26 protein-coding genes and 1 tRNA gene are annotated in these 26308 nt (G+C 63.5%); 16 read left to right on the top strand and 11 right to left on the bottom strand.

Annotation, left to right across the window (positions count from 1 at the left end; all coding sequences use genetic code 11):
• Positions 1 to 89 precede the first annotated feature (89 nt).
• From X741_RS161965 to X741_RS161980, 4 genes are all read left to right on the top strand, one after another.
• Complete coding sequence (locus tag X741_RS161965; protein WP_023776357.1) at positions 90 to 1253, top strand: ABC transporter permease; 1164 nt, start codon at positions 90 to 92, stop codon at positions 1251 to 1253.
• Positions 1250 to 2188, top strand: coding sequence for an ABC transporter ATP-binding protein (locus X741_RS161970; RefSeq protein WP_023776356.1), 939 nt, complete (start codon positions 1250 to 1252; stop codon positions 2186 to 2188). Before X741_RS161965 ends, X741_RS161970 begins: the two co-directional genes overlap by 4 nt.
• Positions 2185 to 2934 carry an ABC transporter permease gene (locus X741_RS161975; RefSeq protein ID WP_023776355.1) on the top strand — a complete coding sequence of 250 codons (750 nt, stop codon included), beginning with the start codon at positions 2185 to 2187 and terminating at the stop codon, positions 2932 to 2934. Before X741_RS161970 ends, X741_RS161975 begins: the two co-directional genes overlap by 4 nt.
• Positions 2935 to 3196: 262 nt before the next feature.
• A complete protein-coding gene (locus tag X741_RS161980; protein ID WP_013895982.1) occupies positions 3197 to 5338 on the top strand; it encodes a sodium-translocating pyrophosphatase in 2142 nt (713 codons plus the stop codon).
• A 244-nt stretch (positions 5339 to 5582) separates the two neighbouring features.
• Here the strand turns inward: X741_RS161980 and X741_RS161985 are convergent, their stop codons facing one another.
• Complete coding sequence (locus X741_RS161985; RefSeq protein WP_023764079.1) at positions 5583 to 6098, bottom strand: outer membrane protein assembly factor BamE; 516 nt, start codon at positions 6096 to 6098, stop codon at positions 5583 to 5585.
• Between the two features lie 113 nt (positions 6099 to 6211).
• Between X741_RS161985 and X741_RS161990 the strand changes: the two genes are divergently transcribed.
• From X741_RS161990 to X741_RS162020, 7 genes are all read left to right on the top strand, one after another.
• Complete coding sequence (locus tag X741_RS161990; RefSeq protein ID WP_023776354.1) at positions 6212 to 6760, top strand: ubiquinol-cytochrome C chaperone family protein; 549 nt, start codon at positions 6212 to 6214, stop codon at positions 6758 to 6760.
• The gene (locus tag X741_RS161995; RefSeq protein WP_023776353.1) at positions 6757 to 7305 is read left to right on the top strand and encodes a DUF177 domain-containing protein; all 549 of its coding nucleotides are present in this window, start codon (positions 6757 to 6759) and stop codon (positions 7303 to 7305) included. The genes X741_RS161990 and X741_RS161995 overlap by 4 nt, the downstream gene beginning before the upstream one ends.
• 113 nt (positions 7306 to 7418) lie before the next feature.
• Positions 7419 to 8489, top strand: coding sequence for a phosphate acyltransferase PlsX (gene plsX, locus X741_RS162000; protein WP_023776352.1), 1071 nt, complete (start codon positions 7419 to 7421; stop codon positions 8487 to 8489).
• A 9-nt stretch (positions 8490 to 8498) separates the two neighbouring features.
• Positions 8499 to 9470 carry a beta-ketoacyl-ACP synthase III gene (locus X741_RS162005; protein WP_013895975.1) on the top strand — a complete coding sequence of 324 codons (972 nt, stop codon included), beginning with the start codon at positions 8499 to 8501 and terminating at the stop codon, positions 9468 to 9470.
• Positions 9471 to 9572: 102 nt separating this feature from the next.
• A complete protein-coding gene (locus X741_RS162010) occupies positions 9573 to 9896 on the top strand; it encodes an integration host factor subunit alpha (RefSeq protein ID WP_010915609.1) in 324 nt (107 codons plus the stop codon).
• A gap of 225 nt (positions 9897 to 10121) precedes the next feature.
• Positions 10122 to 10661: a MerR family transcriptional regulator gene (locus tag X741_RS162015; protein ID WP_013895974.1), complete on the top strand. Its 540-nt coding sequence runs from the start codon at positions 10122 to 10124 to the stop codon at positions 10659 to 10661.
• A gap of 87 nt (positions 10662 to 10748) precedes the next feature.
• Positions 10749 to 11051: a hypothetical protein gene (locus X741_RS162020; RefSeq protein WP_013895973.1), complete on the top strand. Its 303-nt coding sequence runs from the start codon at positions 10749 to 10751 to the stop codon at positions 11049 to 11051.
• Between the two features lie 212 nt (positions 11052 to 11263).
• Here X741_RS162020 and X741_RS1000000170270 read toward each other — a convergent pair whose 3' ends face one another.
• Together X741_RS1000000170270 and X741_RS162025 are read right to left on the bottom strand one after the other, a co-directional pair.
• Positions 11264 to 11464 carry a hypothetical protein gene (locus X741_RS1000000170270; protein ID WP_084018278.1) on the bottom strand — a complete coding sequence of 67 codons (201 nt, stop codon included), beginning with the start codon at positions 11462 to 11464 and terminating at the stop codon, positions 11264 to 11266.
• Between the two features lie 195 nt (positions 11465 to 11659).
• Positions 11660 to 12274, bottom strand: coding sequence for a hypothetical protein (locus X741_RS162025; RefSeq protein WP_023776350.1), 615 nt, complete (start codon positions 12272 to 12274; stop codon positions 11660 to 11662).
• Between the two features lie 315 nt (positions 12275 to 12589).
• Here X741_RS162025 and X741_RS162030 point away from each other — a divergent pair, with 315 nt between their 5' ends.
• Together X741_RS162030 and X741_RS162035 are read left to right on the top strand one after the other, a co-directional pair.
• Positions 12590 to 12874 carry a helix-turn-helix transcriptional regulator gene (locus tag X741_RS162030; RefSeq protein ID WP_023764088.1) on the top strand — a complete coding sequence of 95 codons (285 nt, stop codon included), beginning with the start codon at positions 12590 to 12592 and terminating at the stop codon, positions 12872 to 12874.
• A 141-nt stretch (positions 12875 to 13015) separates the two neighbouring features.
• Complete coding sequence (locus tag X741_RS162035) at positions 13016 to 13477, top strand: YbaK/EbsC family protein (protein WP_023776349.1); 462 nt, start codon at positions 13016 to 13018, stop codon at positions 13475 to 13477.
• Positions 13478 to 14085: 608 nt separating this feature from the next.
• Here X741_RS162035 and X741_RS162040 read toward each other — a convergent pair.
• The 5 genes from X741_RS162040 to X741_RS162060 form a co-directional block, all read right to left on the bottom strand.
• Positions 14086 to 14162 (bottom strand) — tRNA-Pro (locus X741_RS162040).
• Positions 14163 to 14219: 57 nt separating this feature from the next.
• Positions 14220 to 15488, bottom strand: coding sequence for an O-antigen ligase family protein (locus X741_RS162045; protein WP_023776348.1), 1269 nt, complete (start codon positions 15486 to 15488; stop codon positions 14220 to 14222).
• Positions 15485 to 17020 (bottom strand): undecaprenyl-phosphate glucose phosphotransferase, encoded by a 1536-nt coding sequence (locus X741_RS162050; protein ID WP_023764091.1) that lies wholly within the window; start codon positions 17018 to 17020, stop codon positions 15485 to 15487. The genes X741_RS162045 and X741_RS162050 overlap by 4 nt, the downstream gene beginning before the upstream one ends.
• A gap of 88 nt (positions 17021 to 17108) precedes the next feature.
• Positions 17109 to 18239, bottom strand: coding sequence for a glycosyltransferase (locus X741_RS162055; protein ID WP_023776347.1), 1131 nt, complete (start codon positions 18237 to 18239; stop codon positions 17109 to 17111).
• 10 nt (positions 18240 to 18249) lie between these two features.
• Positions 18250 to 18813 (bottom strand): polysaccharide biosynthesis/export family protein, encoded by a 564-nt coding sequence (locus X741_RS162060; RefSeq protein WP_013532220.1) that lies wholly within the window; start codon positions 18811 to 18813, stop codon positions 18250 to 18252.
• Between the two features lie 258 nt (positions 18814 to 19071).
• Here X741_RS162060 and X741_RS162065 point away from each other — a divergent pair, with 258 nt between their 5' ends.
• On the top strand, positions 19072 to 21303 hold the full coding sequence (locus X741_RS162065) for an exopolysaccharide transport family protein (protein ID WP_023776346.1): 2232 nt from the start codon (positions 19072 to 19074) through the stop codon (positions 21301 to 21303).
• Positions 21304 to 21333: 30 nt separating this feature from the next.
• Here X741_RS162065 and X741_RS162070 read toward each other — a convergent pair whose 3' ends face one another.
• The gene (locus X741_RS162070) at positions 21334 to 22170 is read right to left on the bottom strand and encodes a GNAT family N-acetyltransferase (protein ID WP_023776345.1); all 837 of its coding nucleotides are present in this window, start codon (positions 22168 to 22170) and stop codon (positions 21334 to 21336) included.
• A gap of 123 nt (positions 22171 to 22293) precedes the next feature.
• Complete coding sequence (locus tag X741_RS162075) at positions 22294 to 23523, bottom strand: GNAT family N-acetyltransferase (protein ID WP_023776344.1); 1230 nt, start codon at positions 23521 to 23523, stop codon at positions 22294 to 22296.
• A 90-nt stretch (positions 23524 to 23613) separates the two neighbouring features.
• On the opposite strand from X741_RS162075, the gene X741_RS162080 reads away from it, so the two are divergent.
• Complete coding sequence (locus X741_RS162080; RefSeq protein ID WP_023776343.1) at positions 23614 to 24672, top strand: polysaccharide deacetylase family protein; 1059 nt, start codon at positions 23614 to 23616, stop codon at positions 24670 to 24672.
• Between the two features lie 30 nt (positions 24673 to 24702).
• Here X741_RS162080 and X741_RS162085 read toward each other — a convergent pair whose 3' ends face one another.
• A complete protein-coding gene (locus tag X741_RS162085; protein ID WP_013895959.1) occupies positions 24703 to 24918 on the bottom strand; it encodes a DUF2842 domain-containing protein in 216 nt (71 codons plus the stop codon).
• 152 nt (positions 24919 to 25070) lie between these two features.
• Between X741_RS162085 and X741_RS162090 the strand changes: the two genes are divergently transcribed.
• Positions 25071 to 26162, top strand: a complete 1092-nt coding sequence (locus X741_RS162090) for a COX15/CtaA family protein (RefSeq protein ID WP_023776342.1) — start codon at positions 25071 to 25073, stop codon at positions 26160 to 26162.
• The last annotated feature ends 146 nt before the right edge of the window (positions 26163 to 26308 follow it).

The following is a 26308-nucleotide window of genomic DNA, read 5'->3' as shown; positions in this document are numbered from 1 at the left end:
CCGATCTCCCCCCTTGAGGGGGAGATGGCCGGCAGGCCAGAGGGGGGCGCCTCGCGCAAAGGGGCCGCCGCTCTGCACGGCCGCGTACCATGACCCTGCGCTTCGACAAGCTCGGCGTGGTCATTGCCGCGATCGCGGCCTACGCGGCGTTCCTTGCCCCCCTTGCCACGTTCCGCGCCAACCGCATCGTCCCCGGCCAGGCGCGCTCGATTCTCGAGGCGCTGCCAGCAATCACCGGGCCATTGCTTTTGGCAATCGTGGTCGCGGCAGCGCTCGTCGCACTGTTCAGGACGCCACTCGTGCTGCGTCTTGCCGCCAGCGTGGTGGCGCTGGCCGCGCTCGCGGTGCTTGTCGGCGTTGCCGGCACGTTTCTCACGCCGGCCGGCAACACGTTTGCCAGGGTGTCGCCGGCCTCCGGTTTCTGGATACTCATCTTCGCCTTCACGCTTTTGCTGGCGGACGTGTTGACGCGCCTGAAGCTGTCGCCCTCGGCCCGTGTCGGCGTGCTGGTCGCCGCCGCCGCGGCCATTGGCCTGCTTTTGGTGTCGGGGGCCTGGAACGACCTTTCCATCCTCAAGGAATACGCCAACCGCGCCGACAGTTTCCGGGCCGAAGGCTCCAAGCATGTGACCCTGGCGCTCGGCTCCCTGCTTGCCGCGGTGGTCGTCGGCCTGCCGCTCGGCATCCTCTGCCATCGCGTCGAAAGACTGCGGGCCGCCGTGCTCAACGTGCTCAACATCATTCAGACCATTCCCTCGATCGCGCTGTTCGGTCTGCTGATCGCGCCGCTCAGTTGGGTCGCCACGCATGTGCCGGGAGCCGCCGCGCTCGGCATCCGCGGCATCGGCACCGCGCCTGCCTTCGTCGCCCTGTTCCTCTATTCGCTGCTGCCGGTGGTGGCCAACACCGTGGTCGGCCTCGCCGGGGTGCCGCGTGCCGCCAACGATGCGGCGCGCGGCATGGGCATGACCGAACGCCAGCGCCTGTTCGGCGTCGAGTTTCCACTGGCCTTTCCGGTGATCCTGACCGGCATCCGCATCGTGCTGGTGCAGAACATCGGCCTCGCCACCATCGCGGCACTGATCGGCGGCGGCGGCTTTGGCGTGTTCGTCTTCCAGGGCGTCGGCCAGACGGCGATGGACCTTGTGCTGCTCGGCGCGGTGCCGACCGTGGCGCTCGCCTTCGCCGCCGCCATCGTCCTCGATGCGGTGATCGAAATGACCGCCACCAAGCGCAGGGTTGAAACGGCATGATCGAGATCGAAGGCATTACCAAGCGCTACGATGCGACAACGGTGGTCGACGACGTGTCGATGGTCATCGAACCACGCACCATCGCGGTCATTGTCGGCACCTCGGGCTCCGGCAAGACGACGCTGCTGCGCATGATCAACCGGCTGGTCGAACCGACCGCCGGCATCATCAAGCTCGACGGCGCCGACAATCGCTCGGTGCCCGGTTACGAACTGCGCCGCAGCATCGGTTATGCCATCCAGGGCCATGGCCTGTTTCCGCATCGAACCGTGGCACAGAACATCGCCACCGTGCCGGTGCTGCTCGGCTGGGACAAGTCCCGTATCGATGCACGTGTGGACGAGTTGATGACGCTCTACCAGCTCGATCCGCGGGAATTCGGGCCGCGCTACCCGCACGAATTGTCCGGCGGACAGCAGCAGCGCGTCGGCGTTGCCCGCGCGCTCGCCGCCGAACCCAACGTGCTGCTGATGGACGAGCCGTTCGGCGCGCTCGACCCGATCATCCGCACCAAGGCGCAGGAAGACCTGCTGGCCATCCAGAAACGCTTCGGCACCACCATCATCCTTGTCACCCATGACATGGAGGAGGCCGTGCATATGGGTGACAAGATCGCCGTCATGGATGCCGGCAAGCTCGTGCAATACGCCAAACCCGCCGAGATCTTGGCAAACCCGGCCAGCAGCTTCGTCGAGACCCTGGTCGGCGCCAGCGAACGGCCATTCAGGCTGTTGTCGCTCGGGCGGGTGCGCGACGCTGTCGAGAAGGGCGCCGCCGATGGCGAGGCGATCCCCGGAGATGCCAGCCAGCGCGATGCGCTGGCTGAACTCCTCTGGTCGGGCCGGCCGGCGCTGCCGGTGAAAGGCGCCGACGGCAAGCCGCTCGGCCGCGTCACGGTGGACGGGCTGGTCAAGCGCGCGGCGAGGCCGGCATGAAGGCCTGGCTGCCTTTGCTGCTCAGGCTTGCGCTGGTGGTGCTGCTCGTTGCCTTCGTTACCAATCCAGGCTGGTTCGAGCCGCTGCTGAAACCGTTGACCGAAAACAATGCTCCCGCAATCTACAACCAGGGCAGCCTGCTGACGCTGACGCTTTTGCATCTGCGCACCGTGCTGATCGCCACCGTCGCGGCGACCATCGTCGCGGTGGCCCTGGCTATTCTCGTCACCAGGCCGGCCGGCGCCGAATTCCTGCCCTTGTCGCGCAGCCTGGTCAACATCGGCCAGACCTTTCCCCCGGTGGCGGTGCTGGCGCTCGCCGTGCCGGCGGTCGGCTTCGGCGAGAAGCCGACCCTGATCGCGCTGTTTCTCTACGGGTTGCTGCCGATCTTCGAGAATGCGCTCACCGGGCTGACAACGCTCCCAGCCAACGTCGTCGAGGCGGCGCGCGGCGCCGGCATGACTGGTTGGCAGCGGCTGACCAAGGTCGAACTGCCGCTCAGCGCGCCGATCATCCTTGGCGGCATCAGGCTGTCGGTGGTGATCAGCCTGGCCACGGCCACCATCGGTTCGACCGTGGCCGCCAGGACGCTGGGGGAGGTCATCATTGCCGGCCTGTTGTCGAACAACCTGGCCTTCATCCTGCAGGGCGGCCTGATCGTGGCCGCACTGGCCGTGCTGATCTATGACGGCCTGTCGGCCGTCGAGCACTACGCGGCGCGGCGCATGGGACGCGAGGCGGAGTAGCTCTTGTGGGCGCTGGCGGGCTCGTCGGAATGATTCCCTTGCGTCATTTCAATCGATCTAAATGAAAGACCGCACGGGCAGGACCGTCGCGGCTTTTGTCTTTTGGGCGAAAGCCGGGCAAAAAACGAACAATATCTTGACGTTCGCGACCCTGTTTCGCATACACCGCTGCGAAGAGGCGGATTCCGTTCGCGGATCCGGTCTTTGTCTCAACGGCCCAGGGAGGGGTTCTTTTGGGCCATCAATCGAGGAAAATCCGGCAATGACAATTATTTCCGCCGTCATCGCCTGCGGTCTGCTTTCTGTCCTTTACGCCATCTGGGCGACACGTTCGGTTCTCGCGTCCGATCAGGGCAATGCACGCATGCAGGAAATCTCCGCCGCCATCCGCGAAGGCGCGCAAGCCTATCTGGCACGCCAGTACACAACCATCGCCATCGTCGGCGTGGTCGTGCTCGTGCTCGCCTGGTGGCTGCTTTCCATCACCGCCGCGATCGGCTTCCTGATCGGCGCCGTGCTGTCGGGCGCCGCCGGCTTCATCGGCATGCACGTTTCGGTGCGGGCCAATGTGCGGACCGCGCAGGCGGCATCCAACAGCCTCGCCGCCGGCCTCGACATCGCTTTCAAGTCGGGCGCCATCACCGGCATGCTGGTTGCGGGCCTCGCCCTGCTCGGCGTCTCGATCTACTATCTCATCCTGACCCACTTCATGGGCCTTGAGCCCAACGACCGTATCGTCATCGACTCGCTGGTCTCGCTCGGTTTCGGCGCGTCGCTGATCTCGATCTTCGCCCGTCTCGGCGGCGGCATCTTCACCAAGGGCGCCGACGTCGGCGGCGATCTGGTCGGCAAGGTCGAAGCCGGTATTCCCGAGGATGATCCGCGCAACCCGGCCACCATCGCCGACAATGTCGGCGACAATGTCGGCGACTGCGCCGGCATGGCCGCCGACCTGTTCGAAACCTACGCGGTGACGGTCGTCGCCACCATGGTCCTCGGCGCCATCTTCTTCGGCGGCACCGCCATCCTGGGTGCCGCGATGCTCTATCCGCTCGCCATTTGCGGCGCCTGCATCCTGACCTCGATCGTCGGCACCTTCTTCGTCAAGCTCGGCTCCAACGGCTCGATCATGGGCGCGCTCTACAAGGGCCTGATCGTCACCGGCCTGCTGTCGATCGTCGGCCTCGCCGTCGCCACCTCGGCAACGCTCGGCTGGGGCGAGGTCGGCACCGTCGCCGGCATGACCATCACCGGCAAGAACCTGTTCATCTGCGGCCTGATCGGCCTCGTGGTGACCGGCCTTATCGTGGTGATCACCGAGTACTACACCGGCACCAACAAGCGCCCGGTCAACTCGATCGCCCAGGCGTCGGTGACCGGCCATGGTACCAACGTCATCCAGGGCCTCGCGGTCTCGCTGGAATCGACGGCGCTGCCGGCCATCGTCATCGTCGGCGGCATCATCTCGACCTACCAGCTCGCCGGCCTCTACGGCACCGCGATCGCCGTCACCACCATGCTTGGCCTCGCCGGCATGATCGTCGCGCTCGACGCCTTCGGCCCGGTCACCGACAATGCCGGCGGCATTGCCGAAATGGCTGGCCTGCCCAAGGAAGTGCGCCACTCCACCGACGCGCTCGACGCGGTCGGCAACACCACCAAGGCCGTGACCAAGGGCTATGCCATCGGTTCGGCCGGCCTCGGCGCGCTGGTGCTGTTCGCCGCGTACTCGAACGACCTGAAGTTCTTTGCCGCCAATGGCGACAAATATCCTTACTTCCAGGGCATGGGCGAAATCTCCTTCGACCTCTCCAACCCCTACGTGGTTGCGGGCCTCATCTTCGGCGGCCTGATCCCGTATCTGTTCGGCGGCATCGCCATGACGGCCGTCGGCCGCGCGGCGGGCGCCATCGTCGAGGAGGTGCGCAAGCAGTTCCGCGAGGATCCGGGCATCATGGCCGGCACCTCCAAGCCGAACTACGCACGCGCGGTCGATCTCCTGACCAAGGCGGCGATCCGGGAAATGATCATCCCGTCGCTGCTGCCGGTGCTGGCGCCGCTCGTCGTCTATTTCGGCGTGCTGCTGATCTCGGGTTCGAAGGCGTCCGCCTTCGCAGCTCTCGGCGCTTCGCTGCTCGGCGTCATCGTCAATGGCCTGTTCGTGGCCATCTCGATGACTTCAGGCGGCGGCGCCTGGGACAACGCCAAGAAGTCGTTCGAGGACGGTTTCACCGACAAGAACGGCGTCAAGCACCTGAAGGGCTCCGAGGCGCACAAGGCCTCGGTGACCGGCGATACCGTCGGCGATCCCTACAAGGACACCGCCGGCCCGGCGGTCAATCCGGCGATCAAGATCACCAACATCGTCGCCCTCTTGCTGCTGGCCGTGCTCGCGCACGGCTGAGCGGCCAGCGTTTTGAAAAGAAGATCCGCGGGGAGCGATCCCCGCGGATTTTTATTGGGAGAGCCTGTCGGGTGTCACGGTTTGCCGATCGGGTGTGCGGGTGGGCCATCCAGCCGTCTGGTGCTTGCCCGGTTGTTGGCAGACCGTTCCTGACCAAAACAAAAACCCGCAGGATCGCTCCCGCGGGCTTTTGGTCGCCTGAGATGGTGCTGCCCTCCCCAAAAGGAAAGGCAGGATCTGAAGATCAGGGAGTACCGCCGCCGGGAATGCCGGGCGCCAGCTTGCTGGCGCCGTTGATGATCTGGCTGAGGAAGTTCTGGTCCTTGCCGCCAGTCGGCGTCGTGCGGGAGATGAAGTCGAAAACCTTGCCGTCCTTCAAGCCGTAATTGGCGATCTGGGTGACGCGGCCGTCATCGCCGAAATAGACCGCCAGCACTTTCTGGTCGATCAGTCTCGGCTTGTCGAAGGCGACATAGCGTTTGCGGGTTTGCGAGATGTAGTAAAACGCCTCATTGTCGAAAGTGGCCGTGGTCGACGGCGTGCCAAGCGCCAGAAGCACCTGCTCGCGGCTGGACCCGACGGGCACCGAATCGACCGCCTGCTGGTCGTAGACATATCCTTGCGTCAGCGTCTCGCTCGGACTGAGATCGCCAATCATCTTGTTGGTGTGGCATGCCGACAATGCCGAAACGACAAGCAGCAGCGAGATCGCGCCGGCGGGCCCGGAAGTGAAGGTCGACTTGAAATTCAGCGCGCGCAACAACAATTCTCCATTACATCGCCGCAACTTGCGCTGGGCCGCAAAACCGGTAAACCAGCTTGCTTGCCGTTGCAACAAGGCCATTCAACAAACGGTCCCCGGAGACCATCCCCATGTTCCAGCGCCTTTTTGGCCGCGAACGCCACGCCAACCGCGCCATCACCGACGCGCTTTACGCACAAATCGTGGCGGCGGCGCGGCAGACTGCATTTTATTCCGAGTGGAATGTGCCGGACACGCCTCTCGGCCGGTTCGAGATGCTTTCGCTGCACATGTTCCTGTTCCAGCATCGGCTGCGCGGCGAGGGCGGCGCGGCGCAAGAGGTCGCGCAGGTGCTGATCGACGAGTTCTTCCTCGACGTCGATCATTCGCTGCGCGAACTGGGCATTGGCGATGTCGGTGTGCCCAAACGCATGAAGAAACTGGCCAAGATGTATTATGGCCGCACCGCTGCCTATGACGATGCGCTGGAGAGAAACGATCACGACGGGCTGACCGCGGCACTTGCCCGCAATATCCGGCCCGATGCCGGCACGTGGCCGCGGGCATCGCAACTGGCCAACTATGTCGCCGATGTCCGTCGGCAGCTGGCCGCGCAGCCGTCCGAATCAATCGTTTCCGGCACGGTGGCTTTTCCGCTCGCAAGGGAGGTTGATCGATGAAACATGCCGATCCGCAAAGCCCGGTTTCCTTTTTCGCAAATGTCGCCCGTCTGCCGCATAAGGGGCTGCCCGTGGTGATAGAGGCCGACGCGGCGCAGCGCGCCGCGCTCGCCGAGGAGCATGGGCTGCTATCCGTCCAAGCCTATCGAGCCGAGCTACTGGTCGTCTCCTGGAAGCGCAATGGCGTGAAGGTCAGCGGCCGCGTCGAGGCCGACATCACCCAGGCCTGCATCGTCACGCTCGAGCCCGTCGAGGCCCATATCGATGAGCCGGTCGAGGCACTGTTGCTGCCCGAGGACTCCAAGCTTGGACGGCAGGGATTCGAAGGCGGCGGCGAAATACTGCTCGATGCGGACGGACCCGACAGTCCCGAAACGTTTTCCGGCGACACCATCGATATCGGGGCTCTCGCCGAACAGTTCTTCGGCCTGGCGATCGACCCCTATCCGCGCAAGTCGGGCGCGGCGCTGGATGCCGGCGGCGATACCGAACCGGCGGAGAACGAATTTCAGCAAAAACTGCGATCCTTGCTGGGAAAATCCTGAAAACCGCGACGGCGACGGAAAAGTCGGTTGTGTGAAAGCCCAAAACCGCTATTTTCGCCGAACCTTTGCGACCACTAAAGCGACCTGCCGGATAACCGTGAGATGAATAACGCGTGATCAGGATTTCCATCGATGCCATGGGCGGCGATCACGGACCAGCCGTGGTCATTCCGGCGCTCATGACGGTCGCGACCCGCCGTCCCGACATCCGTTTCGTCATCTACGGGCGTGAGGAGTTGGTGCGTGCCGAACTGGCCAAATTTCCCAAACTGGCCGAGGTCAGCGAGTTCATCCACTGCGAAATCGCGGTCAGGATGGACGACAAGCCGAGCCAGGCGTTGCGCCATGGCCGCTGGAAATCGTCGATGTGGAAGGCGGTCGAAGCGGTCAAGTCGGGCGCCGCGGACGCCTGCATCTCCGCCGGCAACACCGGTGCGCTGATGGCGATGTCGAAATTCTGCTTGCGCACCATGGCCACTATCGATCGCCCGGCGATCGCGGCATTGTGGCCGACATTGCGCGGCGAGAGCGTGGTTCTGGACGTTGGCGCCACCATCGGCGCCGATGCGCACCAGCTCATTGATTTTGCCATTCTGGGCACCGGCATGGCGCGCTCCGTTTTCGGCATCGCTCGGCCGACGGTTGGCCTGCTCAATGTCGGCGTGGAAGAGATCAAGGGCCAGGAAGAGGTCAAGGAAGCGGGGCGCATGCTGCGCGAGGCCAACATGGCCTCGATGAACTATCATGGCTTCGTCGAAGGCGACGATATCGGCAAAGGTACGGTCGACGTGGTGGTGACGGAAGGCTTCGCCGGCAATATCGCGCTGAAGACGGCGGAGGGCACCGCGCGCCAGATTGCAGGCTATCTTCGCGCCGCCATGAGCCGTACCCTGATGGCCAAGATCGGCTACGTCTTCGCCAAGGGCGCCTTCGATCGACTGCGCGAAAAGATGGATGTCGGCCGCTCCAACGGCGGCGTTTTCCTGGGCTTGAACGGCATCGTCGTCAAAAGCCATGGCGGTGCTGATTCGGACGGGTTCGCCGCCGCGATCGAACTCGGCTATGACATGGTCCGCAACAATCTGCTCGACCGCATCGAGGCCGACCTGGACCTGTTTCATGCGCGCAACCCGCATGCCCTGACATCTAGGAAATCCGACGTCGTTATCGACGCGAAGGAATAGGAAAGAACTTTGATCAGATCAGTCGTGCGCGGCACCGGTGCCGCGCTGCCCCACCGCATCATGAAGAATGCCGATTTCGAAGGCATGGTCGAAACCTCGGACGAGTGGATTGCCCAGCGCACCGGCATCCGCCAGCGCCACATCGCGGCCGACGACGAGACGACGGCTTCCCTGGGTGAGGCCGCGGCGCGCGCGGCACTAGCCGATGCCGGGCTGACGCCGGACGACATCGACCTGATCGTGCTGGCGACCTCGACGCCCAACAACACGTTCCCTGCCACCGCGGTCGACATCCAGAACCGGCTTGGCATGCATCACGGCTTTGCCTTCGACATGCAGGCGGTGTGCTCCGGCTTTGTCTATGCGGTGACGACGGCCGATCTCTACATCCGTGGCGGCCTGGCCAAGCGCGTGCTGGTGATCGGCTCGGAGACTTTTTCACGCATTCTCGACTGGAGCGATCGCTCAACCTGCGTGCTGTTCGGCGACGGCGCCGGCGCCCTGGTTCTGGAAGCCGGGGAGGGCAGCGGCACGATCGCCGACCGTGGCGTTCTGGCGGCCAGCCTGCGCTCCGACGGGGCGCACAAGGACAAGCTTTTTGTCGATGGCGGCCCATCGACCACGGGAACGGTCGGCCACCTCCGCATGGAAGGCCGCGAAGTCTTCAAGCATGCGGTCGGCATGATCACCGACGTCATCGAGGCGACCTTCTCGGACGCCGGCATCACGGCCGCCGACCTGGATTGGTTCGTGCCGCATCAGGCCAATAAACGAATTATTGACGCTTCCGCCAGGAAGCTCGGGATAGATGACCAAAAAGTGGTGGTTACCGTCGATTTGCACGGTAACACCTCGGCTGCTTCCGTACCGCTGGCGTTGTCGGTGGCCGTTGCCGATGGCCGCATCAAGAAGGGTGACCTCGTGCTCCTGGAAGCGATGGGCGGCGGCTTCACCTGGGGCGCTGTTCTGGTTCGTTGGTAAGTTGCCAAACGGTCCGGTTTCGGTCCTTGACCTTGCCGGATCAATTACTTAGGCTCTGCGGCTGTTGTGCCGATTTTATGTTTGAACTGATGGGACGGTCGCATGGGGGGAAAGACACTTACGCGCGCCGACCTTGCCGAGGCCGTCTACCGAAAGGTCGGTCTGTCGCGGACTGAATCCGCGGAGCTTGTCGAAGCGGTGCTGGATGAAATCTGCGAAGCCATCGTTCGTGGCGAGACGGTGAAATTATCGTCATTCGCGACATTCCATGTCCGCTCCAAGAACGAGCGTATCGGGCGCAATCCCAAGACGGGTGAAGAGGTGCCGATCCTGCCGCGCCGGGTAATGACCTTCAAGTCGTCGAACGTGCTGAAGAACCGCATCCTGCGTTCTCACCAGAACAGCAAGGCCAAGGGCGGCAAGTAGCCTCCCAAGGTGCGTCCATTGTACGGTTGAAAACCGGCCCCGCCATGACACCGGGCTTGAATATTGTTTCACAAACCGCTGAAATAAGAACTGATTCGGCAGCATGGCCGGATTGGTGTTCTGCGTAAGATCCATTCCGCGCAAACGGAATGAGCTTTCTCTTGGTTGAGCGTGATCCCGTCTGAAGACCGTTCCGGATCACGCTCCAGCGTGAGGATTTCGCCCATGGACAAGAGCCCTGACGCCTTCCGTACCATCAGCGAGGTCGCCGAAGATCTCGACCTGCCACAGCATGTGCTGCGTTTCTGGGAGACGCGCTTCAACCAGATCAAGCCGATGAAGCGTGGCGGCGGCCGCCGCTACTACCGCCCGCAGGACGTCGAACTGATCAAGGGCATCCGTCACATGCTCTATGACCAGGGCTACACGATCAAAGGCGTGCAGAAGCTGCTGCGCGAAAACGGCAATCATTTCCTGGTCGCCATCGGCAATGGCGACATGGCCGCCGTCGAGGCGATCTCGCAACGCAAGCAGGCGGACCAGGTGCCGTTGACTCCGGCGGCGCAGCCACGCGGCGGGGACGATGAACTGGTTGGCCAGCCAAGGGTCAAGCCCAGCCGGCGCTTCTTCGGCCTCGGCAAGGGCGATGAGGAAGGTCCGGTCCAGCCGGACGCGTCGAAACTCTCGCGCGACAACCGCGCGCTGCTGCAGGAGGCGCTGTTCGACCTTCTGGAATGCAAGCGCCTGCTCGACCAGGTGCGCTGACCGGCGCACGAAGGCTCCGGTGGGCAAACCGGAACCCGCCTGCGGGTGAGGCGTTACGTTTCCTTCTGCAAATGAAGGAAGCACGTCATGGCATCGTTCTCGACCCTCTCGGACATTGACCTCGACAGGCAGGTCGCGGCCCTCTCCAGGGAATTGGCGGCGTTGAAAAAGGCCGTCTCCCAACGGAGCGGCGCTTACTACGAAGACGGTCGTGACGCCGCGCTCGACACCTATTCAGATCTGGCCGGACGCCTGCGCGATGCCATGCCGGCGATCCGCAAGCAGGGCAGGGTGATCGAAAAATCGGCCCGTGACCATCCGGCGGCGGCCGCGGCGGTCGGTCTTGTGGTGCTCGGCCTGGTTGCCAGCCTGCTGTTCAGCCGGCGCTGAGGCGCGTCCATGCGAGCCGAGCGCGAAGTGCGTCGGCCACGGCACCTTTGTGGCGCCGCCGCAGGAACGCGGATCGGTCGAACCGCCAGAGCCGCCGATGTCGCCGGCGAACGCCGGATCGATACGGCCCGCAATCGAGCCTCTTGAATCAGGAGAAGACCAGCCTTGAACAGGGAAGCCAAGGCCGGTCTTCTCATTGGCAATCCCGGTACTTAGGCCTTGTTGCCCATCTTCTTCATGTGGTGGTGATGATGGTGGTGGTGACGGTGATAGCGATGGTGGTGGCGATGATGATGGTGGTGACGATGATGCTTTGCCATCGGGGCCGCATCAGCGCTTGTTGCACCGATTACCGGCACCGTGAAAGCAAGTGCGACTGCAAGCCCGAGGGCGGAGAGGAGGGACTTCTTCATGGATCGTTTCCTTCTTTTCGCGGACAGGTATGAAACGGGCCGACAACCCGACCGCCGCGATGGCGATTACGCTCCCTGATTTTTTCGTCAGTATTTCCCGATTGTAGAATCTTGTTTCTGGACTATTTCCGGGAATCCAGGCTTTCACCGTCTTCACCGCGCAGGCCAAAAGCCGCGTTTTGCCGCGGGTTTCCACTACATCGGCGGTACCACGCCTTTGTTTCCCACCACGACGCGGCTGGAGCTCAGTGTGCCGTTGGCCTCGCGCTGCGCGGTGACGAAGACCGTTGCGCCTGGCTTGAGATCGGTCGGCGTGGCCGGAGCGAAGGTCACTACAGGCGTGCTGTCGGGTATCGAGATCTTCTTGGTCTGCCCGTTGTCGTAGGTCAGCGTGACGGCTCGTCCGTTGATGTCGGTGACGTCGGCGACGGTGCCGTTGGTCATGCGGCTGTTCGGCTGCAGGTCCCATGGCCGATCACCCTCGCCGGTGCCCTTCAGAGCTGCCGGAAAGACCACCACTTCCAGCGCGCCGCTGCCGCCATCCGCCTTCGAGACGGAGGCGATGCCGAGGAAGTCGCCCTGCTTGATGTCCTTCATGGAGGCGCTGGCGACGCCTGAAACCTTCCAGCCGGCATTGAGCTTGATCGCCGAGGTTTCACCCTGGCGGGTTTTCACCGTGAGCAGCGACGGCTCGAAACTGACGACCGTGCCGCGCACGCGCAGCGCATCCGCCGCCTGGGCGGCAGCCACGCCGGCGCCGGAAAGCATGGAAATCGTGCCGAGCACGAGGAGGGATGTCTTGAGCTTCATTTGCGTATGTCCTTCTAGGAAAAAAGGCTGGCCAGGAAAAGACTGGCCAGGAAAAGGCTGGCGGAGCCGATCGGCTTTCATGCCAGCAACGCCAGGACAACGAATGGGCGTGGCCAAAATGCCGAGCAAAAGGCGCTTCGGCGTTCAAAGCAACTTGATCGGGACGAGGTGGCCGGGGCGCCGCGCGGACCCCCTGCTTCACGATAGCGTGACGGTCTTTTTGGGACTTGGCAAATCGCCGCCGAGCGGGCATCTTCCCATCGTCTCAGGCAACATCCCATTTTGATCAAACTCTTTCAGCCAACGGAGTTGCCAATGCCCAAAAATGCAAAAAGCCATGCCCTCTCCGAACCGTTAGCCAGTGAGATCGGGCAAGACTACAGTGCCCTCAAGGCCATGCGGGAAACCCGCGGATACAGTTTGGAAGAGCTTTCCTTGACGTGCGGCCTGTCGGTCGACGAAATCGAGGACATCGAGAACGGCAGGGCAGCCGATCCGGCGAAGCTGCGTCGTATTGCGTCCGCGCTTCGGCTTCCTCAGGACACTCTCATTGCTTCGGCAGCCACCACTCCGGCCGCACAAGGTCGACCCTTGGCATAAACCAGTGCTAGGCATGCCCGAGAAACCCGCCAAGGCCCCTTGGCGGGTTTCTTGTTGGGGTTTTACTGCCGGCCGGGCTTGCCGACTTGCAAATCGCACGTGTTTATGTGCGCGGCATCCTTGAACCCTGGGGTTTTCGATATGAGCCTGGAATCCGTCCGTGCGTTCTTCGCCGCTCATGCGCCTGACATCGAGGTCATCGTCACCGAAGCGAGTTCGGCGACCGTGACGCTGGCGGCGCAGGCGCATGGCGTCTTGCCGGCGCAGATCGCCAAGACGATCTGCCTTCGAGTCGGCGACCGCACCATGCTGGTTGTGACCAGCGGCATCGCAAGGCTGGACAACCGCAAATTCAAGGATCAGTTCGCCGGCAAGCCGCGCATGCTGGACGCGGAGGAAGTCGTCGCCGCCACGAGCCATCCGGTCGGCGGTGTCTGCCCGTTCGGCCTGCCGGCGCCGCTGCCGGTCTATTGCGACGTGTCGCTGCGCGAATTCGAAGAGGTTGTGCCTGCAGCAGGCGCCACCAACGCCGCCGTGCGGATTGCGCCGCGGAGGATGGTTGAGCTTACAGGTGCCGAGTGGGTCGATGTCTGCCAGGGATAGGCGCCGAATTCAATTCTGAAACAAGCGATGCTTAAGGCCTCCATCGGTTCGATGCATGGCCATGGAGTGCGATCGCCAAGCAATTTTTGCGTAGCGTTTCCAAGGTTTACGGTAGGTGCTCGACAAGCGGCTAGTACGAATCTGAATCCAACCCGCATCAGCCTGTGAATAGCGGGTGATGAAAATCAGTTGTTAATTAAGAAAAATCAATTGCTTAGCAAATATTTCAAGTCGCACGAACCAGATTCCTAAATAATCCGTTAGACGTGCTCTTGCAAGGGGGGGTGAGAATCGCGACACATAAGAAATCGCACCGGAATGATCTTCATGAATTTTTTTCAATGGAGATTTATGTGCGCCCTTCCAAAAAGCCGAGCCGGCCATGGTGGTACCTCTCTCGTGAAGAGGTGTTTAAGCTTTTACCTATTATCGCTTCCGTCGCACTCGCAATACTGCATAGCTGCGGCGGGTAACGACGAGTGGTGGCATTAGCTAATACGGCGCATTGTCCATCAGCCATTGTCTGGCTCCGCTAAGCGATATCGGTCGGTTTGGAGAAAGGCGCCTTCCGGCACCTTCGACAAAAACTAGGGATTGCAAGGAAATAATGGTCGGAGTGGCCGGATTCGAACCGACGACCCCTTGACCCCCAGTCAAGTGCGCTACCGGGCTGCGCTACACTCCGGACCGGTCGCGATGTATCGTGATAACCCCGCTCGGGTCAACCGAAATTCGGCGTTTATTATGTTGCCGCGATCGCAGGTGTCGGTGAGCCGCGCAATACCGGCCGCAACAACCGCTGATGGCGGTATTCGAGCGCGATGGCGCCCCAGATCAGGCCGAGCAGCAGGTACATATGGCGCCAGTGGTCGATGTCGATGAAGGTGCCAAGCCCGACATTGCCGATGAAGGCGACATAGGCGCACAAGAGATAGGGCTGCCACGGCCGGTCGCGCAGCAGGATGCGGAACCCGGCGGCGATCGTCCACAGGACGAGCGTCAGGAACGACACGAAGCCGAGCCAGCCATAGTCCATCAGCATCTTCAGCCAGATGTCGTGCGTGTCCTCGCCGAAGATCGTGCCGAAGACCAGCGGCCCGATGCCGAACGGATGCTCCATCGCCATCTGGAAACCGATCGCGTAGCGGGCGAAGCGGCCGAGGCGGGCGGTGTCGTAGCTCTGTTCGAGGTGCGCGCGGTTGGAGAACATTTCCGACACCCCGGGCAGCTGCAGGATGACGATGATGGCGATCGTCAGCAGCGACAGCGCGGCGACGGTCATGATCACCACGCGCAGCCGGAACATGCCGCTGGCGCTCTGCAGGAACAGGCAGCCGGTGAGCAGCACCGCCGAAACCGCGAACATGCCCCAGGCGCCGCGCGAGAACGAGAAGAAGATGCCGGCGGTGATGATCAGCAGCGGCACCGCCAGCAGCGGCATGCGCGAAACCGAGCCGGTCAGGATCAAATAGAGCAGGTAGATGCCGGGCAGCACCAGGAATGGCCCGAATACGTTCGGGTCCTGGAAGGCGCCGGCGGCGCGGTCGTATTTGGTGAACATCTCGGCGCCGGGGAAGGCATGGAAATAGCCTGCTATGCCGAGCAGCGAGGTCATCACAGCGGAGATCACATAGGCAATGAAGATCGGCCGATAGAGGCCTGGCTGCGTGGCTGTCACCGAGGCGAAGAACACCGCGCTGAAGGCGAGGAACAGGGACACGGCAAGGTAGAGCGGCGTGTTGGCGAGATCCGCCATCTGCGTCATCGAAATCATGCCGCCGATGTTCATCGTCACCAGCAGCACCAGCAGCGGCAGGGCCGCACGGGAAATCCTGAGGCCGAAAAGAGCCCAGATGGCGATCAGCCCGGCCATGTAGAGTTCATAGGGCGCCGGTTCGCTGATGACGAAACCGGACAGCAGGATGCCCAGCACGACCGCCCCCGAAGAGATCATCGCGATCAGCTTGGCGTTGACGGCGGCCTGCGGCAGCTCGAAGGAGGTCGCGCTCAATAGGCGTTTTCCGTGTTGAGCAAGCGGATCGGTGTAAGGAAAAGGATCCTGAGATCGAACAGCAGCGACCAGTTCTCGATGTAGTAAAGGTCGTATTCGGTCCGCATGCGGATCTTCTCGTTGGTGTCCATCTCGCCGCGCCAGCCATTGATCTGCGCCCAGCCGGTGACGCCGGGCTTGACCTTGTGGCGGGCGAAATAGCCGTCGACCACTTCGTTGTAGAGAAGGTTGTGCGACTGCGCGGCGATCGCATGCGGGCGCGGACCGACCAGCGACAGCGAGCCCAAAAGCGAGTTGAAGAACTGCGGCAATTCGTCGATCGAGGTCTTGCGGATGAAGCGGCCAACACGGGTGACGCGCGGGTCGTTGCGGGTCACCGTCTGCTTGGCGGTCGGGTCCGACCGGTCCGTGTACATCGAGCGGAACTTGTAGACCTCGATGATCTCGTTGTTGAAACCATGCCGCTTCTGACGAAACAGCACCGGCCCCTTGCTGTCGAGTTTGATGGCGATGGCGGTGGCCAGCATCACGGGCGAGAACACGACGATGCCGATCAGGCTGAAGATGATGTCGAAGGCGCGCTTGGCGACCGAATCCCAGTCGTTGATCGGCTTGTCGAAGATGTCGAGCATCGGCACCGAGCCGATGTAGGAGTAGGCGCGCGGGCGAAACTGCAGCGCGTTGGAATGCGCGGACAGGCGGATATCGACCGGCAGCACCCACAGTTTCTTCAAAAGCTGCAGCACGCGCGATTCGGCGGTCAGCGGCAGCGACACGATCAGCATATCGATGCGCGCGATGCGGGCGAATTCGATCAGCTCGGAAATGGTGCCGAGTTTGGGATAACCGGCGACGAGCGGCGGCGAGCGCTTGTCGTTGCGGTCATCGAAGATGCCGCAGATGCGGATGTCGTTGTAGGGCTGCTTCTCGACCGAGCGGATCAGGACTTCCGCCGCCTTGCCGCCACCGACGATGACGGCGCGCCGCTCCATGCGGCCATCGCGTGCCCAGCGCCGGATCAGCCGCGACATCACCAGCCTGAGGCTGAAGAGGCAGACGAAGCCGACGACGAACCACGTGCCGAACAGCAGGCGCGAATAGTCCTGCGACATCTTCATGGCGAAGGCCGTCAAGGCCATCAGCGCGAAGGCGCCGGCCCAGACCAGCAGGATGCGGCCGAAATTGGCGATGGGCCGCATCAGGGACACGACCTGGTAGCAGTCGGTGACGTCGAGCAGCACCACGGCCAGGAATGACGCGGCGGCGATCGTCAGCGGATATTGCCAGGCGAGATAGTTGAAGAACCCGACATAGTGGAAATAGACGCAGAGCCCCGAAACCAGAAGCACCCCGAATTCGACCATGCGCAGGACACCGCTGACCATGATCGGCGACATCGTGTCCCGCCGGTACTGCGAGGCGACCTGCCGGGCAACGTCGTTCATGCCGCCGGGCACATTGCCATCGGCCGGGATGTCGAGTTTACGCACTGCTTCTGGTGAAAAGCGGCGCGCGGGGTCGATCTCATTCATGGAACAGTCCGCAAGCTTCCCCAGGGTGATTAGCAAAAGAGAGCTAAGAAACCCTTGAAACAACGCATGGCTTTGGAAGGGCCTGAGCCTACTTGTCGAGCGCGGCGAAGTAGGCCTTCTCGATTTCGGCGGCCATGACGTCGGCTCCGAAGCGCGACCTGAGGCTGGCATCGTCGGGCATCAGCTTGCTGTAGGCGGCAAGATCGGTCAGCGCCTGGCTCATCTTGTCGGCGAGTTCGGTCGGGTCGGGTCGGATCAGGGCAGGGGAGTTTGACCCGAAAATCTCCGGTATGCCGCCGACGGAGGTAGCGATCATGGGTCTTGCCGCGGCAAGCGTTTCCAGCACGATGTAGGGCATGGCTTCGGCGCGCGAGGGAACCACGACGAGCGCCGCCAGCACAAACGCCTCCCGGGCCGGCATCGGCGGCAGGAAGCGGACATGGCCTTCAAGACCGAGACGCTTCACCTGTGCGTGGTAGCGCGGCAGGTCGTCGCCGTCGCCCACCATCACCGCGCTCAGCGCGCGGCCGAGCCGGGGTCCGGCGAGGGCGAGGGCATCGATGAAGATGTCGGGTCCCTTGAGGTCCCGCATCATGCCGATGTAGAGCAGGTCCGCCGCGTCGGCGCTGGGGACAACCGGTTCGAATTCGGTGGCGCGAAGTCCATTGTAGGCCAGCGTGTTCGGGATCGGCGGCTCGCCGACCTTCCTGCGATAGGTCAGCCGCTCGTAGTCGGAGACGAACAACAGGCAATCGGTGAAGCGCGCCATGATGCGCTCGAGCGCGAAGAACAGCTTTCCGGTGACGGTGCTCTCGTCATAGTGGAGAGAGCCGCCATGCGGCGAATAGAGGCGGGCTACGCGAGACCTTGATACCCGCAACAATGAGCCGAACAGACGGGCATAGGCACCACCCTTGGCGCCATGCCCGTGCAGAACGTTCGGCTTCAATTCCTTGATGATCCTGTAGGTGCGCCGGGCCGAGGCGAGGTCGCCCAGGCCGACATGGCGCTGCATCGGCGTGCGATGGATGCCGAGCGCCAGCACGTCCTTCATCTGCTCGAACAGGCGCTCCTCGAATTCGCCGCCGGTGGTCGAATCGCAGACGATGCCGACCATATGGCCGGCGGCGACCTGGGCTTCGGTCAGGTCGCGCACATGCCGGAAAATTCCTCCAACGGGTGAACGAAAGCAGTGGACGATCCTGAGCTTGTCCGCCACGTGGTGCCAGTCAGAACAGTCGTTCGCGGACGTAGACGGTATCTCCGGGCAGCAGTGGATCCGAGGTGACCACGCGGCCGGTCATCACCTTGCCGTTGATGTCGCGGGTGATGTCGACGCTCTCCTGGTTGGCGCGCGGTGTGAAGCCTCCGGCAATGGCGATGGCCTTCTGCACGGTCAGGCCGGGCACGTAGGAATACTGGCCAGCGGCGCCCACTTCGCCCATGACGAAGATCGGCCGGTAACGATCGATCTCGACGGAGACATCGGGATCGCGAAGATAGCCTTGCCGCAACTTGTCGGCGATCTCCTTTTCCATCTGCTGCGCGGTGTGGCCACGGGCAGGTATGGCGCCGACAAGCGGGAAAGAGAGATAGCCGGACTGGTCGACGCTGTAGGTGTTGGTCAGCCCGTCCTGTTCGAACACCGTGACGCGGACGCGGTCGCCGGCGCCGAGACGATAGGGTTGGTCGAGGACCTCATGGAAGGCCGCCGGCGTCGGCCGGTAGCTGGAGCAGCCGGCAAGCATCGATACGGCAAGCAGCGCGCGAAAGAGGGAAGCAGTGCTTTTCATGACCGGACACGTACCTTCGACTGGCCGCTGCGGCGTCGCAGCAAACATCTGATATCGAGGCTCGTTATCATCCTGTTAGGGTTAATGGCCGGTAAAGGAGCCGGCCGATACCGTCCGCGCCGGCAAGGATTTTGATATTTTATCGTTTTTTTCTTGCCGCTCGCCAGCAAGTCCTAACGAGAGCTTACCTTGGTCTTAACGGCTGAGTTACCATAGTTGTTTACGGTGCATCCTGACCCAGTTTCGGAGTAGGGATGCATGTCCGTTCAGTCCGCGGCCGCAGATGTCGATGTTGACCTCAAGCAGCTCTTCGCCAGCCTGGCGAGGCGTTGGCTGCGCACAGTGCTTGTCGTTCTGGTGGTGACGGGGCTGGCCTTCGCCTTGGCGTCGCTGGCAACCCGGCACTATAAGGCGGAGACGCAGGTGGAGATCGTGCCGCGCGAATCCGTATACACGCGGCCGGCCAGCAACAACAGCGACACCGACAAGCCGATTCTCGATGAACAGGGCGTCGCCACCCAAGTCCAGATCATTTCCTCCAACGAAATCCTCAAGCAGGTCGCGCAGAAGCTTGGCCTGGAGAAACTGCCCGAGTTCAACGATGCGCTCGACATGTCGCCGCTGAGCCGCCTTTTGGTCCTGGTCGGACTGAAAAGCGATCCGATGGAAATTCCGACGGAAGAGCGCGTGCTCAAGAAAATGCACGAAAAGCTCAACGTCTATGGCGTCGAGAAGACCCGCATCATCGCCATCGAGTTCTCATCGGAGGATTCGAAGCTCGCGGCCGCCATACCCGACGACATTGCCGCCGCCTATATTGCCGGCCAAGGCGCGGCAAAGCTCGAATCGAACAACGCCGCCGCCGACTTCCTGGCGCCGGAGATCGCCGACCTGCAGCGGCAGGTCAAGGATGCCGAGGCGAAGGTCGCGTCCTATCGCGCGCAGTCCGATCTTCTGATGGGCGGCAACAATTCGGTGCTCGCCACCCAGCAGCTTTCGGAATTGTCGAGCGAACTGTCGAAAGTGCGCGCCAATCGCGCCGCGGCCGAAGCGACAGCCGACGGTGTGCGCAAGGCGCTGCAGAATGGCGGCTCGCTGGACGCGGTGCCGGAAGTTCTGTCATCCGACCTGATCCAGCGTCTGCGCGAGCGTCAGGTCGAACTGCGCACCAACATCGCCGATCTGTCGACGACGCTGCTCGACAATCATCCGCGCATTCGCGCGCTGAAATCGCAGCTGTCCGATCTCGACGCACAGATCCGCAGCGAGGCCCAGAAGGTGATGAAGGGCCTGTTGATGCAGGCCGAGACCGCCAAGGCCCGTGAGAACCAGCTTGTCGCCGACGTCAACACGTTGAAGGCGGCGTCGGCCCAGGCCGGTGAACAGCAGGTCGATCTCGACGCATTGCAGCGCGATGCGGCGGCCAAGCGCCAGCAGCTCGAACTTTATCTCACCAACTACCGCGAGGCGGCTTCGCGCCAGGATCGCAAATATCTGCCGGTCGACGCCAGGATCGTCTCGAAGGCCTCGGTGCCTTCGGAAGCCTATTTCCCCAAGATCGGGCCGATCGTCGGCGCGGCCTTCGCGGCCTCGCTGCTGCTGATGGCGGTGCTCACGCTGTTGCAGGAACTCTTTTCGGGCCGCGCCATGCGCCCGGCCAGTGGCGCCCGTTTCGAGCCGATCGATGAGGTGGCGATGCCGGCGACAGCTCGCTCCGAGCCATCCGGCCGCCTGGAACCGCTGATCCCCAGCGAGCCCGCCAACCGTGCCGCCGAGACGCCATGGCCCCCCGAAACGATCTCGGATCCGGAGGCGCGGCCAGCTGCCGAGCCTGTCGCCGAGACTGAATCCGTGCCAGAGCCCGAGCCTGTTGTGGCGGCGCGGCCGCGCTCGGTGCTCGGCGAGATCGACATCGAGAAGGCGGCTGAAAAGCTGATCGCGAGCGGGGCCGCGCGCGCCATATTCGTTTCGCCCGAAGGCGACGAGGCGGCCGCATCGGCGATCCTGGTGGCGCGCGAGGTTTCCGACGCCGGCCTGCGCGTCCTGCTGCTAGACCTCACCGCCTCGGGCGCCGCCTCGCGGCCAATGCTGGACAGCGGGCTTTTCCCCGGCATCACCGATCTGCTCGCTTCGCAGGCGCAGTTCAGCGACGTGATCCATGCCGATCTCTATTCCGACTGCCACGTCATTCCGGTCGGCACCGCCGATCCGGTCCGCGCCATGCGCGCCGCCGACCGGCTGCCGATCATCATGCAGTCGCTGACCACGGCCTATGATCTGGTGGTGGTCGAATGCGGACCGGCCGACGCACAAGGCATCAGCCGTCTGGGCGGCGATGCCACCGAGGTGTTCCTGTCCATGCTCGAGCCCGACGACGAGGTGGCGCAGGCCGCGGTCAAGCTGATCGAGAACGGCTACCCGGATGTGACGCTGGTGACGCCGATCGGCCACGAACCGCCGGGTACCCCGGGACGCCGTTCCGCCGCCTGAAGGAACCGCTGTCCGGAGGCAGGCTTCGGACTATCCGAGTTCAAGCGTCGTCACGCCGAATATCCTGTTGGCGTCGAGCTTCGGCGGCGGGCCCTTGTACATGCGAGCGGTGGTGAAGGTCGGTGAGAAACCCGCCGCGCCGAGTGCCGCGATGAAATCCACCTGGGTGGCCGGTACGTCGATGTTCAGGTCGCCATCCTCGCATATGCTCGCCAGTTCCTCGAGCAATCCGACCGCGGTCTGCATGTCGTCGGCGAAAAGCGGGCCGATCTTGAAGCCGCTGCGGCAGGATCGCGCCACCGCGTAGCCCGCCATTCCCCCCGGTGTGATCGCCGCCAGCGCATGGTGCGGCGGCTGCACCCATCGCCGCAGGAAGGAACTCCGGGATGCGGGAAAGCAAAGTGCGTCATAGGCGATGATGTCGGGCATCAGTTGCGCCGTCACCATGCGAGGCCGCTCGGCGCCGATGGACGCGGCTGTGGGGCGCCCGCTGTAGCGGATGGTTTCGTAGACCGGCGTGAATCCCTTGCTCTGGTAGTTGGCCTGCTGCTCCTCGACGCCATCGAGCCCGATGGTGCGCCCGGCCAGCCGGTCCATGCCCGCGGTCCACACCATCTTGCCGTAACCCTTGCCGCGCATGTCCGGACGGCAGATATAGAGACCGATGAAACCGAAATCGTGCCCATAGGCCACAGCCGAGATCGCAGCGGCCATTTCGTTTCCGACAAAGGCACCGATGAAGCCCTCTGGATCCGCTGCCTTGAACATCGCGGCATCTTCAAGGCCGGGATTCCAGCCCTCGGCAGCCGCCCAGTCGACGAGGACCGCCAGTTCTTGAAGCGACAGCGCGCGGATGGTCGGCTTCATGATGCTCATTTCGCAGCGAGGTTGTGGTCGAAGGATTTCAGCAGAGATGACCGGTCTTGGCCAGTCGCTTGCATCGGCGTCATGCTTCGAGGTCGAGGCCCTCCGAAGCAAGCCGCGGCAAGCCTAGCTGTCGTCTTCGACGGCGGCGGGCGCCGGCTGTCCAGCGGCCTTGCGGCGCAGCATCTTGGTCAGCTTCCAGACCACCGGGCTGTTCTTGACGAAAGCCTTCAGTCGCGTGCCCTGGCGAAGCCCCTGTGCCAGCGCGCGGCCCTTCAGCGTCAGCGGGACCAGCACCTCGAAATGCCGCGTTTCGATATCGCACCACAGCCGCTTGTAGGGCTCGTCGCCGACGGAGAAATCATAGACCTCAAAGCCGGTCTCGCAGGCTTCCTGGATGTTGTCGAAGAACAGGAAGTCGCCGGGACTGGTGTGAGCGAGATCGTCCTCGGAGATCGCTCCGAACTCACAGATCACGCGTTTGCCCAAAAAGCTCGATCCGGTGACGGCGCGCAGCCTGCCGGCAACCTCCAGCCCGTGCAGCACGAAGGAGGGTTTTTGTTCGGCCAGGGCTTGGCCGAACAATGCCCGGAAGAAAGCGCGCGTGTGGTCGTCGCCGAAGACGTTGGCAATGCCCATCTTGCGGAAGCGGGATTCCTTCATTTCGAAGAAGGCGTCGAGCAGCCTGTCCACCTCGTCCGGCGTGGCGGCCGTGATGCGCCGATGGCTGCCGACGGCCTCGAACTTGCGTGTCTGCGAGCGATGCTTCTTGCGTTTGCGCTTGCCGCTCGCACGCGCCAGCAACGCGTCGAAGCCGCCGTCGAGATCGACGGCCAGCGCAAGGTTGGGGCTGGCAAAATGATCGAGCGATGCCAATGGATTGGCGACGCCGTCGAGATCGGGCAGCAGTCGTTCCAGCGCGATGAGATCGATGTCGGGGCGCGCCCTGGCAATGGCGGCAAGCAACGTCCGGATGGCCGCGACATCCGCCCTGGCCAGCCATTGCGGGTCGGCGGCGGCAAAATTGCCGTTGGCGTGCCTGCCGCCCATGAAGCGGGCGACCCGGCACGGGCCGCGGCGGGTCACCTCCAGCGCCAGCGCCAGGACCGGTTTGCCTTCGAGAGCGAGCGTCGCGACGATCGGATCGGGCCTGACCTGCGCGGCCCAGTTCAGGATCCATATCGCGCCCTGTGCCGGAGCGCAGAGCGCAGAGCGGCAGAACCCCGCATAGGCCGCGAGCGCTTCGGCGCCGGCAACCCAGACCGACAGCCCCGCGGCATCTTTCGGCAGGGCCCGTGGCGAGGCTTCGGTCGCCGTGAGCCGATTGCCGTCAAATGACGCCGATGCGTCAACCATACCTCAATCCTTAGGGCGTATTGATCCCGATTTGGGGTTCGCTCAGGCGTATTCTGTGCTTGGATCAGCCTAGGCGCAAAAGGTGAATGAATGATCGACGGCGGGGAGGCAATCCGGAAACTGGCGCTCAACGTCGCCCGCTATACCGGCCTTGCACCACTAGCCAGGCCGTTTGTCGGCGGCATCGGCGCCATCCTGATGCTGCACCGCGTGACGGCGACGCCCGAAAAGCCCGATAGCGTCAACCGGCACCTCAACATCTCGCCCAACTTCCTCGACGCCATGATCGCCGACATGAAGGCGGGCGGCTATGCCTTCGTTTCGATGGACGAGGCGATCGAGCGCATCAAGGCAGGCGGCAAGGGTGGCCGGTTCGCCACCATCACCGCCGACGACGCCTACCGGGACAATTTGACCGAGGCTCTGCCGGTGCTGGAAAAGCACGGCGCGCCGATCACCATCTATGTCGCGCCGGGGCTGATCGACGGCACCGCCGATCTGTGGTGGGACGTGGTCGAGGACATCGTCAACGCGTCCGACAGCCTGACCTTGGCGACCTCGAACGGCCCGGTGCTGATCGCTTGCAAGACCCCCGCCAGGAAACACCAGGCCATCGCCCGGCTGCACACCTACTTCACCACCGAAGTTCGCGAGGAAGACTTGCGGACCGTGCTGCGCGAACTGGCCAGTGCAAATGGCATCGACGTGGATGCGTCGCGCCGGCGCACGTTGATGAACTGGGATGAGATCCGCACCATCGCGGCGCACCCGCTGGTGACGATCGGTGCCCACACCATCAATCACAGCAATCTGAAGCGGCTTTCCGAGGCCGGCGCACGGCACGAGATCGGCGCTGTGAAGGACATGTTGGGGGCTGAGCTTGGCGCCGAGCCCCGTCATTTCGCCTACCCCTATGGCTATGCCAGTGCCGCCGGCTGCCGCGAAGTGGGCTTTGCCCGTGATGCCGGCTATGCCTCCGCGGTGACGACCCGCCACGGCGTGCTGCGCGCCGAGCACGCTGGCTTCCCGCATGCCTTACCGCGCCTCTCGGTCAACGGCCGCTACCAGAGCCTCGCCCACATCCGCACCATGCTGTCGGGCGTGACGACGCCGCTCGCCAATGCCGGCAAGATGGTTGTGACGATCTGACGGTTTGCCTGGCTAAGCCCAGGCCAAAGCTCAGCGCTTGGCCCGCGGCTCCAGCATCAGCCATTTGATGATGCCCATCGCCGGCAGCACCCAGAGCAGGCCGCTGAGCAGGAAGAACAGGAACTGCACCAGCGCACCGGACTCCGACAGCCGGGCGACCGCGAAGATCGATGCGACCAGCGCATAGATGATGACCAGTGCCACCAGCAGGAACATTCCGATCAGCTTTTTCAGGCGAATGGGCATGGCTTGGCCTCGTTGATTGCACTCGCTTAAGCCGAACGCGGGGCACGCGCAACCCGCGGCGGATGGCGCGACGGCGTGCCGCGCCGGACGGTCTTGCCAGCACGGGTGCGATGGTCCACCAATCCGCGACCTCAACCTGCCGGGAATAGATCATGGCTGCCATTTCAGCCGCCGCGCCGTACGTGGCCCGCGACCGCGACCTGCACAACCGCGCACTGCTGCGCGGCTGGCTTTATGTCGTGCTTCTGGTTCTGTTCGCGCTGGTGCTGGTCGGCGGCGCCACCCGCCTTACCGAGTCCGGCCTGTCGATCACGCAATGGCAGCCGATCCATGGCGTCATCCCGCCGCTCAACGACGCCGAGTGGCAAGAGGAATTCCAGCGCTACCAGCAGATCCCGCAATACACCGAGCTCAACAAGGGGATGAGCATCGAGGCGTTCAAGTCGATCTTCTGGTGGGAATGGGCACATCGCCTGCTGGCACGCAGCGTCGGCCTGGTCTTTGCCGTGCCGCTGCTGGCCCTCTGGGCGACGCGCCGCATCGAGCGCGGCCTCGGGCCTAAGCTGGTCGGCATTCTGCTCCTCGGTGGTTTGCAGGGGGCGATCGGCTGGTGGATGGTGGCCTCGGGCCTGGTCGACCGCGTGTCGGTGAGCCAGTACAGGCTGGCGACGCACCTGACGCTGGCGGCGCTGATCTTCACCGCCACCATGGTCGTGGCGCGTGGATTGGCGCCGCATTCCGAACCCGCCGCCGATCGCTCGACGCAGCGCCTGGCCGGCTTCCTCGTGCTGTTGGCGCTGATCCAGATCTATCTCGGCGGCCTGGTCGCCGGCCTCGACGCCGGCATGAGCTACAACACCTGGCCGCTGATGGACGGCAGGATAATCCCGGGCGATCTGCTGATCCTCGAGCCGGCATGGCGCAATTTCTTCGAGAGCCCGAAGACGGTGCAGTTCGTCCACCGGCTCGGTGCCTACACGGTCTTCGCCGTCGCTCTCTGGCACATGATCGCGACGCGTCGGCGGCTGCCGGGCTCAACCCATGCGCGCCGCGCGACGCTGCTGTTTGTGCTGGTATTGGTGCAGGCCTCGATCGGCATCGGTACGCTGCTGATGCAGGTGCCGCTGCATATGGCGCTGACGCACCAGGGTTTGGCGCTGATCGTGCTGGGCTTTGCCGCCGCGCATTGGCGCGGCACCAAGGGTGCTTACCCCCTGCCGCACCAGGTTGCGCTCCGGACCTGATCTCGAGCCGATCGGTCGATCACATCCAGAATTCGTTGGACCGCGAGGTCTTCTCGCCGTCGAATTCCGCCTGGCGCATGCGGCGGACGGGGTGGACTGGCTCTGGGGCTGCCTTGGCAGCCTTATCGGCGTCGGCAGGCGATTAG

This window comes from Mesorhizobium sp. LNHC221B00, from assembly GCF_000502935.1.
In the GTDB taxonomy this organism is placed as follows: Bacteria; Pseudomonadota; Alphaproteobacteria; order Rhizobiales; family Rhizobiaceae; genus Mesorhizobium; species Mesorhizobium opportunistum.
The sequence above is the reverse complement of the archived record's forward strand: the minus strand, read 5'-3'. Positions and strand labels throughout refer to the sequence as shown.

Excerpts from the sequence above, each read along its gene's own strand:
- X741_RS161965 (WP_023776357.1), top strand. The coding sequence starts at position 90 with ATGACCCTGCGCTTCGACAAGCTCGGCGTGGTCATTGCCGCGATCGCG.
- X741_RS161970 (WP_023776356.1), top strand. The coding sequence starts at position 1,250 with ATGATCGAGATCGAAGGCATTACCAAGCGCTACGATGCGACAACGGTG.
- X741_RS161975 (WP_023776355.1), top strand. The coding sequence starts at position 2,185 with ATGAAGGCCTGGCTGCCTTTGCTGCTCAGGCTTGCGCTGGTGGTGCTG.
- X741_RS161980 (WP_013895982.1), top strand. The coding sequence starts at position 3,197 with ATGACAATTATTTCCGCCGTCATCGCCTGCGGTCTGCTTTCTGTCCTT.
- X741_RS161990 (WP_023776354.1), top strand. The coding sequence starts at position 6,212 with ATGTTCCAGCGCCTTTTTGGCCGCGAACGCCACGCCAACCGCGCCATC.
- X741_RS161995 (WP_023776353.1), top strand. The coding sequence starts at position 6,757 with ATGAAACATGCCGATCCGCAAAGCCCGGTTTCCTTTTTCGCAAATGTC.
- X741_RS162010 (WP_010915609.1), top strand. The coding sequence starts at position 9,573 with ATGGGGGGAAAGACACTTACGCGCGCCGACCTTGCCGAGGCCGTCTAC.
- X741_RS162015 (WP_013895974.1), top strand. The coding sequence starts at position 10,122 with ATGGACAAGAGCCCTGACGCCTTCCGTACCATCAGCGAGGTCGCCGAA.
- X741_RS162020 (WP_013895973.1), top strand. The coding sequence starts at position 10,749 with ATGGCATCGTTCTCGACCCTCTCGGACATTGACCTCGACAGGCAGGTC.
- X741_RS1000000170270 (WP_084018278.1), bottom strand. The coding sequence starts at position 11,464 with ATGAAGAAGTCCCTCCTCTCCGCCCTCGGGCTTGCAGTCGCACTTGCT.
- X741_RS162025 (WP_023776350.1), bottom strand. The coding sequence starts at position 12,274 with ATGAAGCTCAAGACATCCCTCCTCGTGCTCGGCACGATTTCCATGCTT.
- X741_RS162030 (WP_023764088.1), top strand. The coding sequence starts at position 12,590 with ATGCCCAAAAATGCAAAAAGCCATGCCCTCTCCGAACCGTTAGCCAGT.
- X741_RS162035 (WP_023776349.1), top strand. The coding sequence starts at position 13,016 with ATGAGCCTGGAATCCGTCCGTGCGTTCTTCGCCGCTCATGCGCCTGAC.
- X741_RS162050 (WP_023764091.1), bottom strand. The coding sequence starts at position 17,020 with ATGAATGAGATCGACCCCGCGCGCCGCTTTTCACCAGAAGCAGTGCGT.
- X741_RS162060 (WP_013532220.1), bottom strand. The coding sequence starts at position 18,813 with ATGAAAAGCACTGCTTCCCTCTTTCGCGCGCTGCTTGCCGTATCGATG.
- X741_RS162065 (WP_023776346.1), top strand. The coding sequence starts at position 19,072 with ATGTCCGTTCAGTCCGCGGCCGCAGATGTCGATGTTGACCTCAAGCAG.
- X741_RS162070 (WP_023776345.1), bottom strand. The coding sequence starts at position 22,170 with ATGAAGCCGACCATCCGCGCGCTGTCGCTTCAAGAACTGGCGGTCCTC.
- X741_RS162075 (WP_023776344.1), bottom strand. The coding sequence starts at position 23,523 with ATGGTTGACGCATCGGCGTCATTTGACGGCAATCGGCTCACGGCGACC.
- X741_RS162080 (WP_023776343.1), top strand. The coding sequence starts at position 23,614 with ATGATCGACGGCGGGGAGGCAATCCGGAAACTGGCGCTCAACGTCGCC.
- X741_RS162085 (WP_013895959.1), bottom strand. The coding sequence starts at position 24,918 with ATGCCCATTCGCCTGAAAAAGCTGATCGGAATGTTCCTGCTGGTGGCA.
- X741_RS162090 (WP_023776342.1), top strand. The coding sequence starts at position 25,071 with ATGGCTGCCATTTCAGCCGCCGCGCCGTACGTGGCCCGCGACCGCGAC.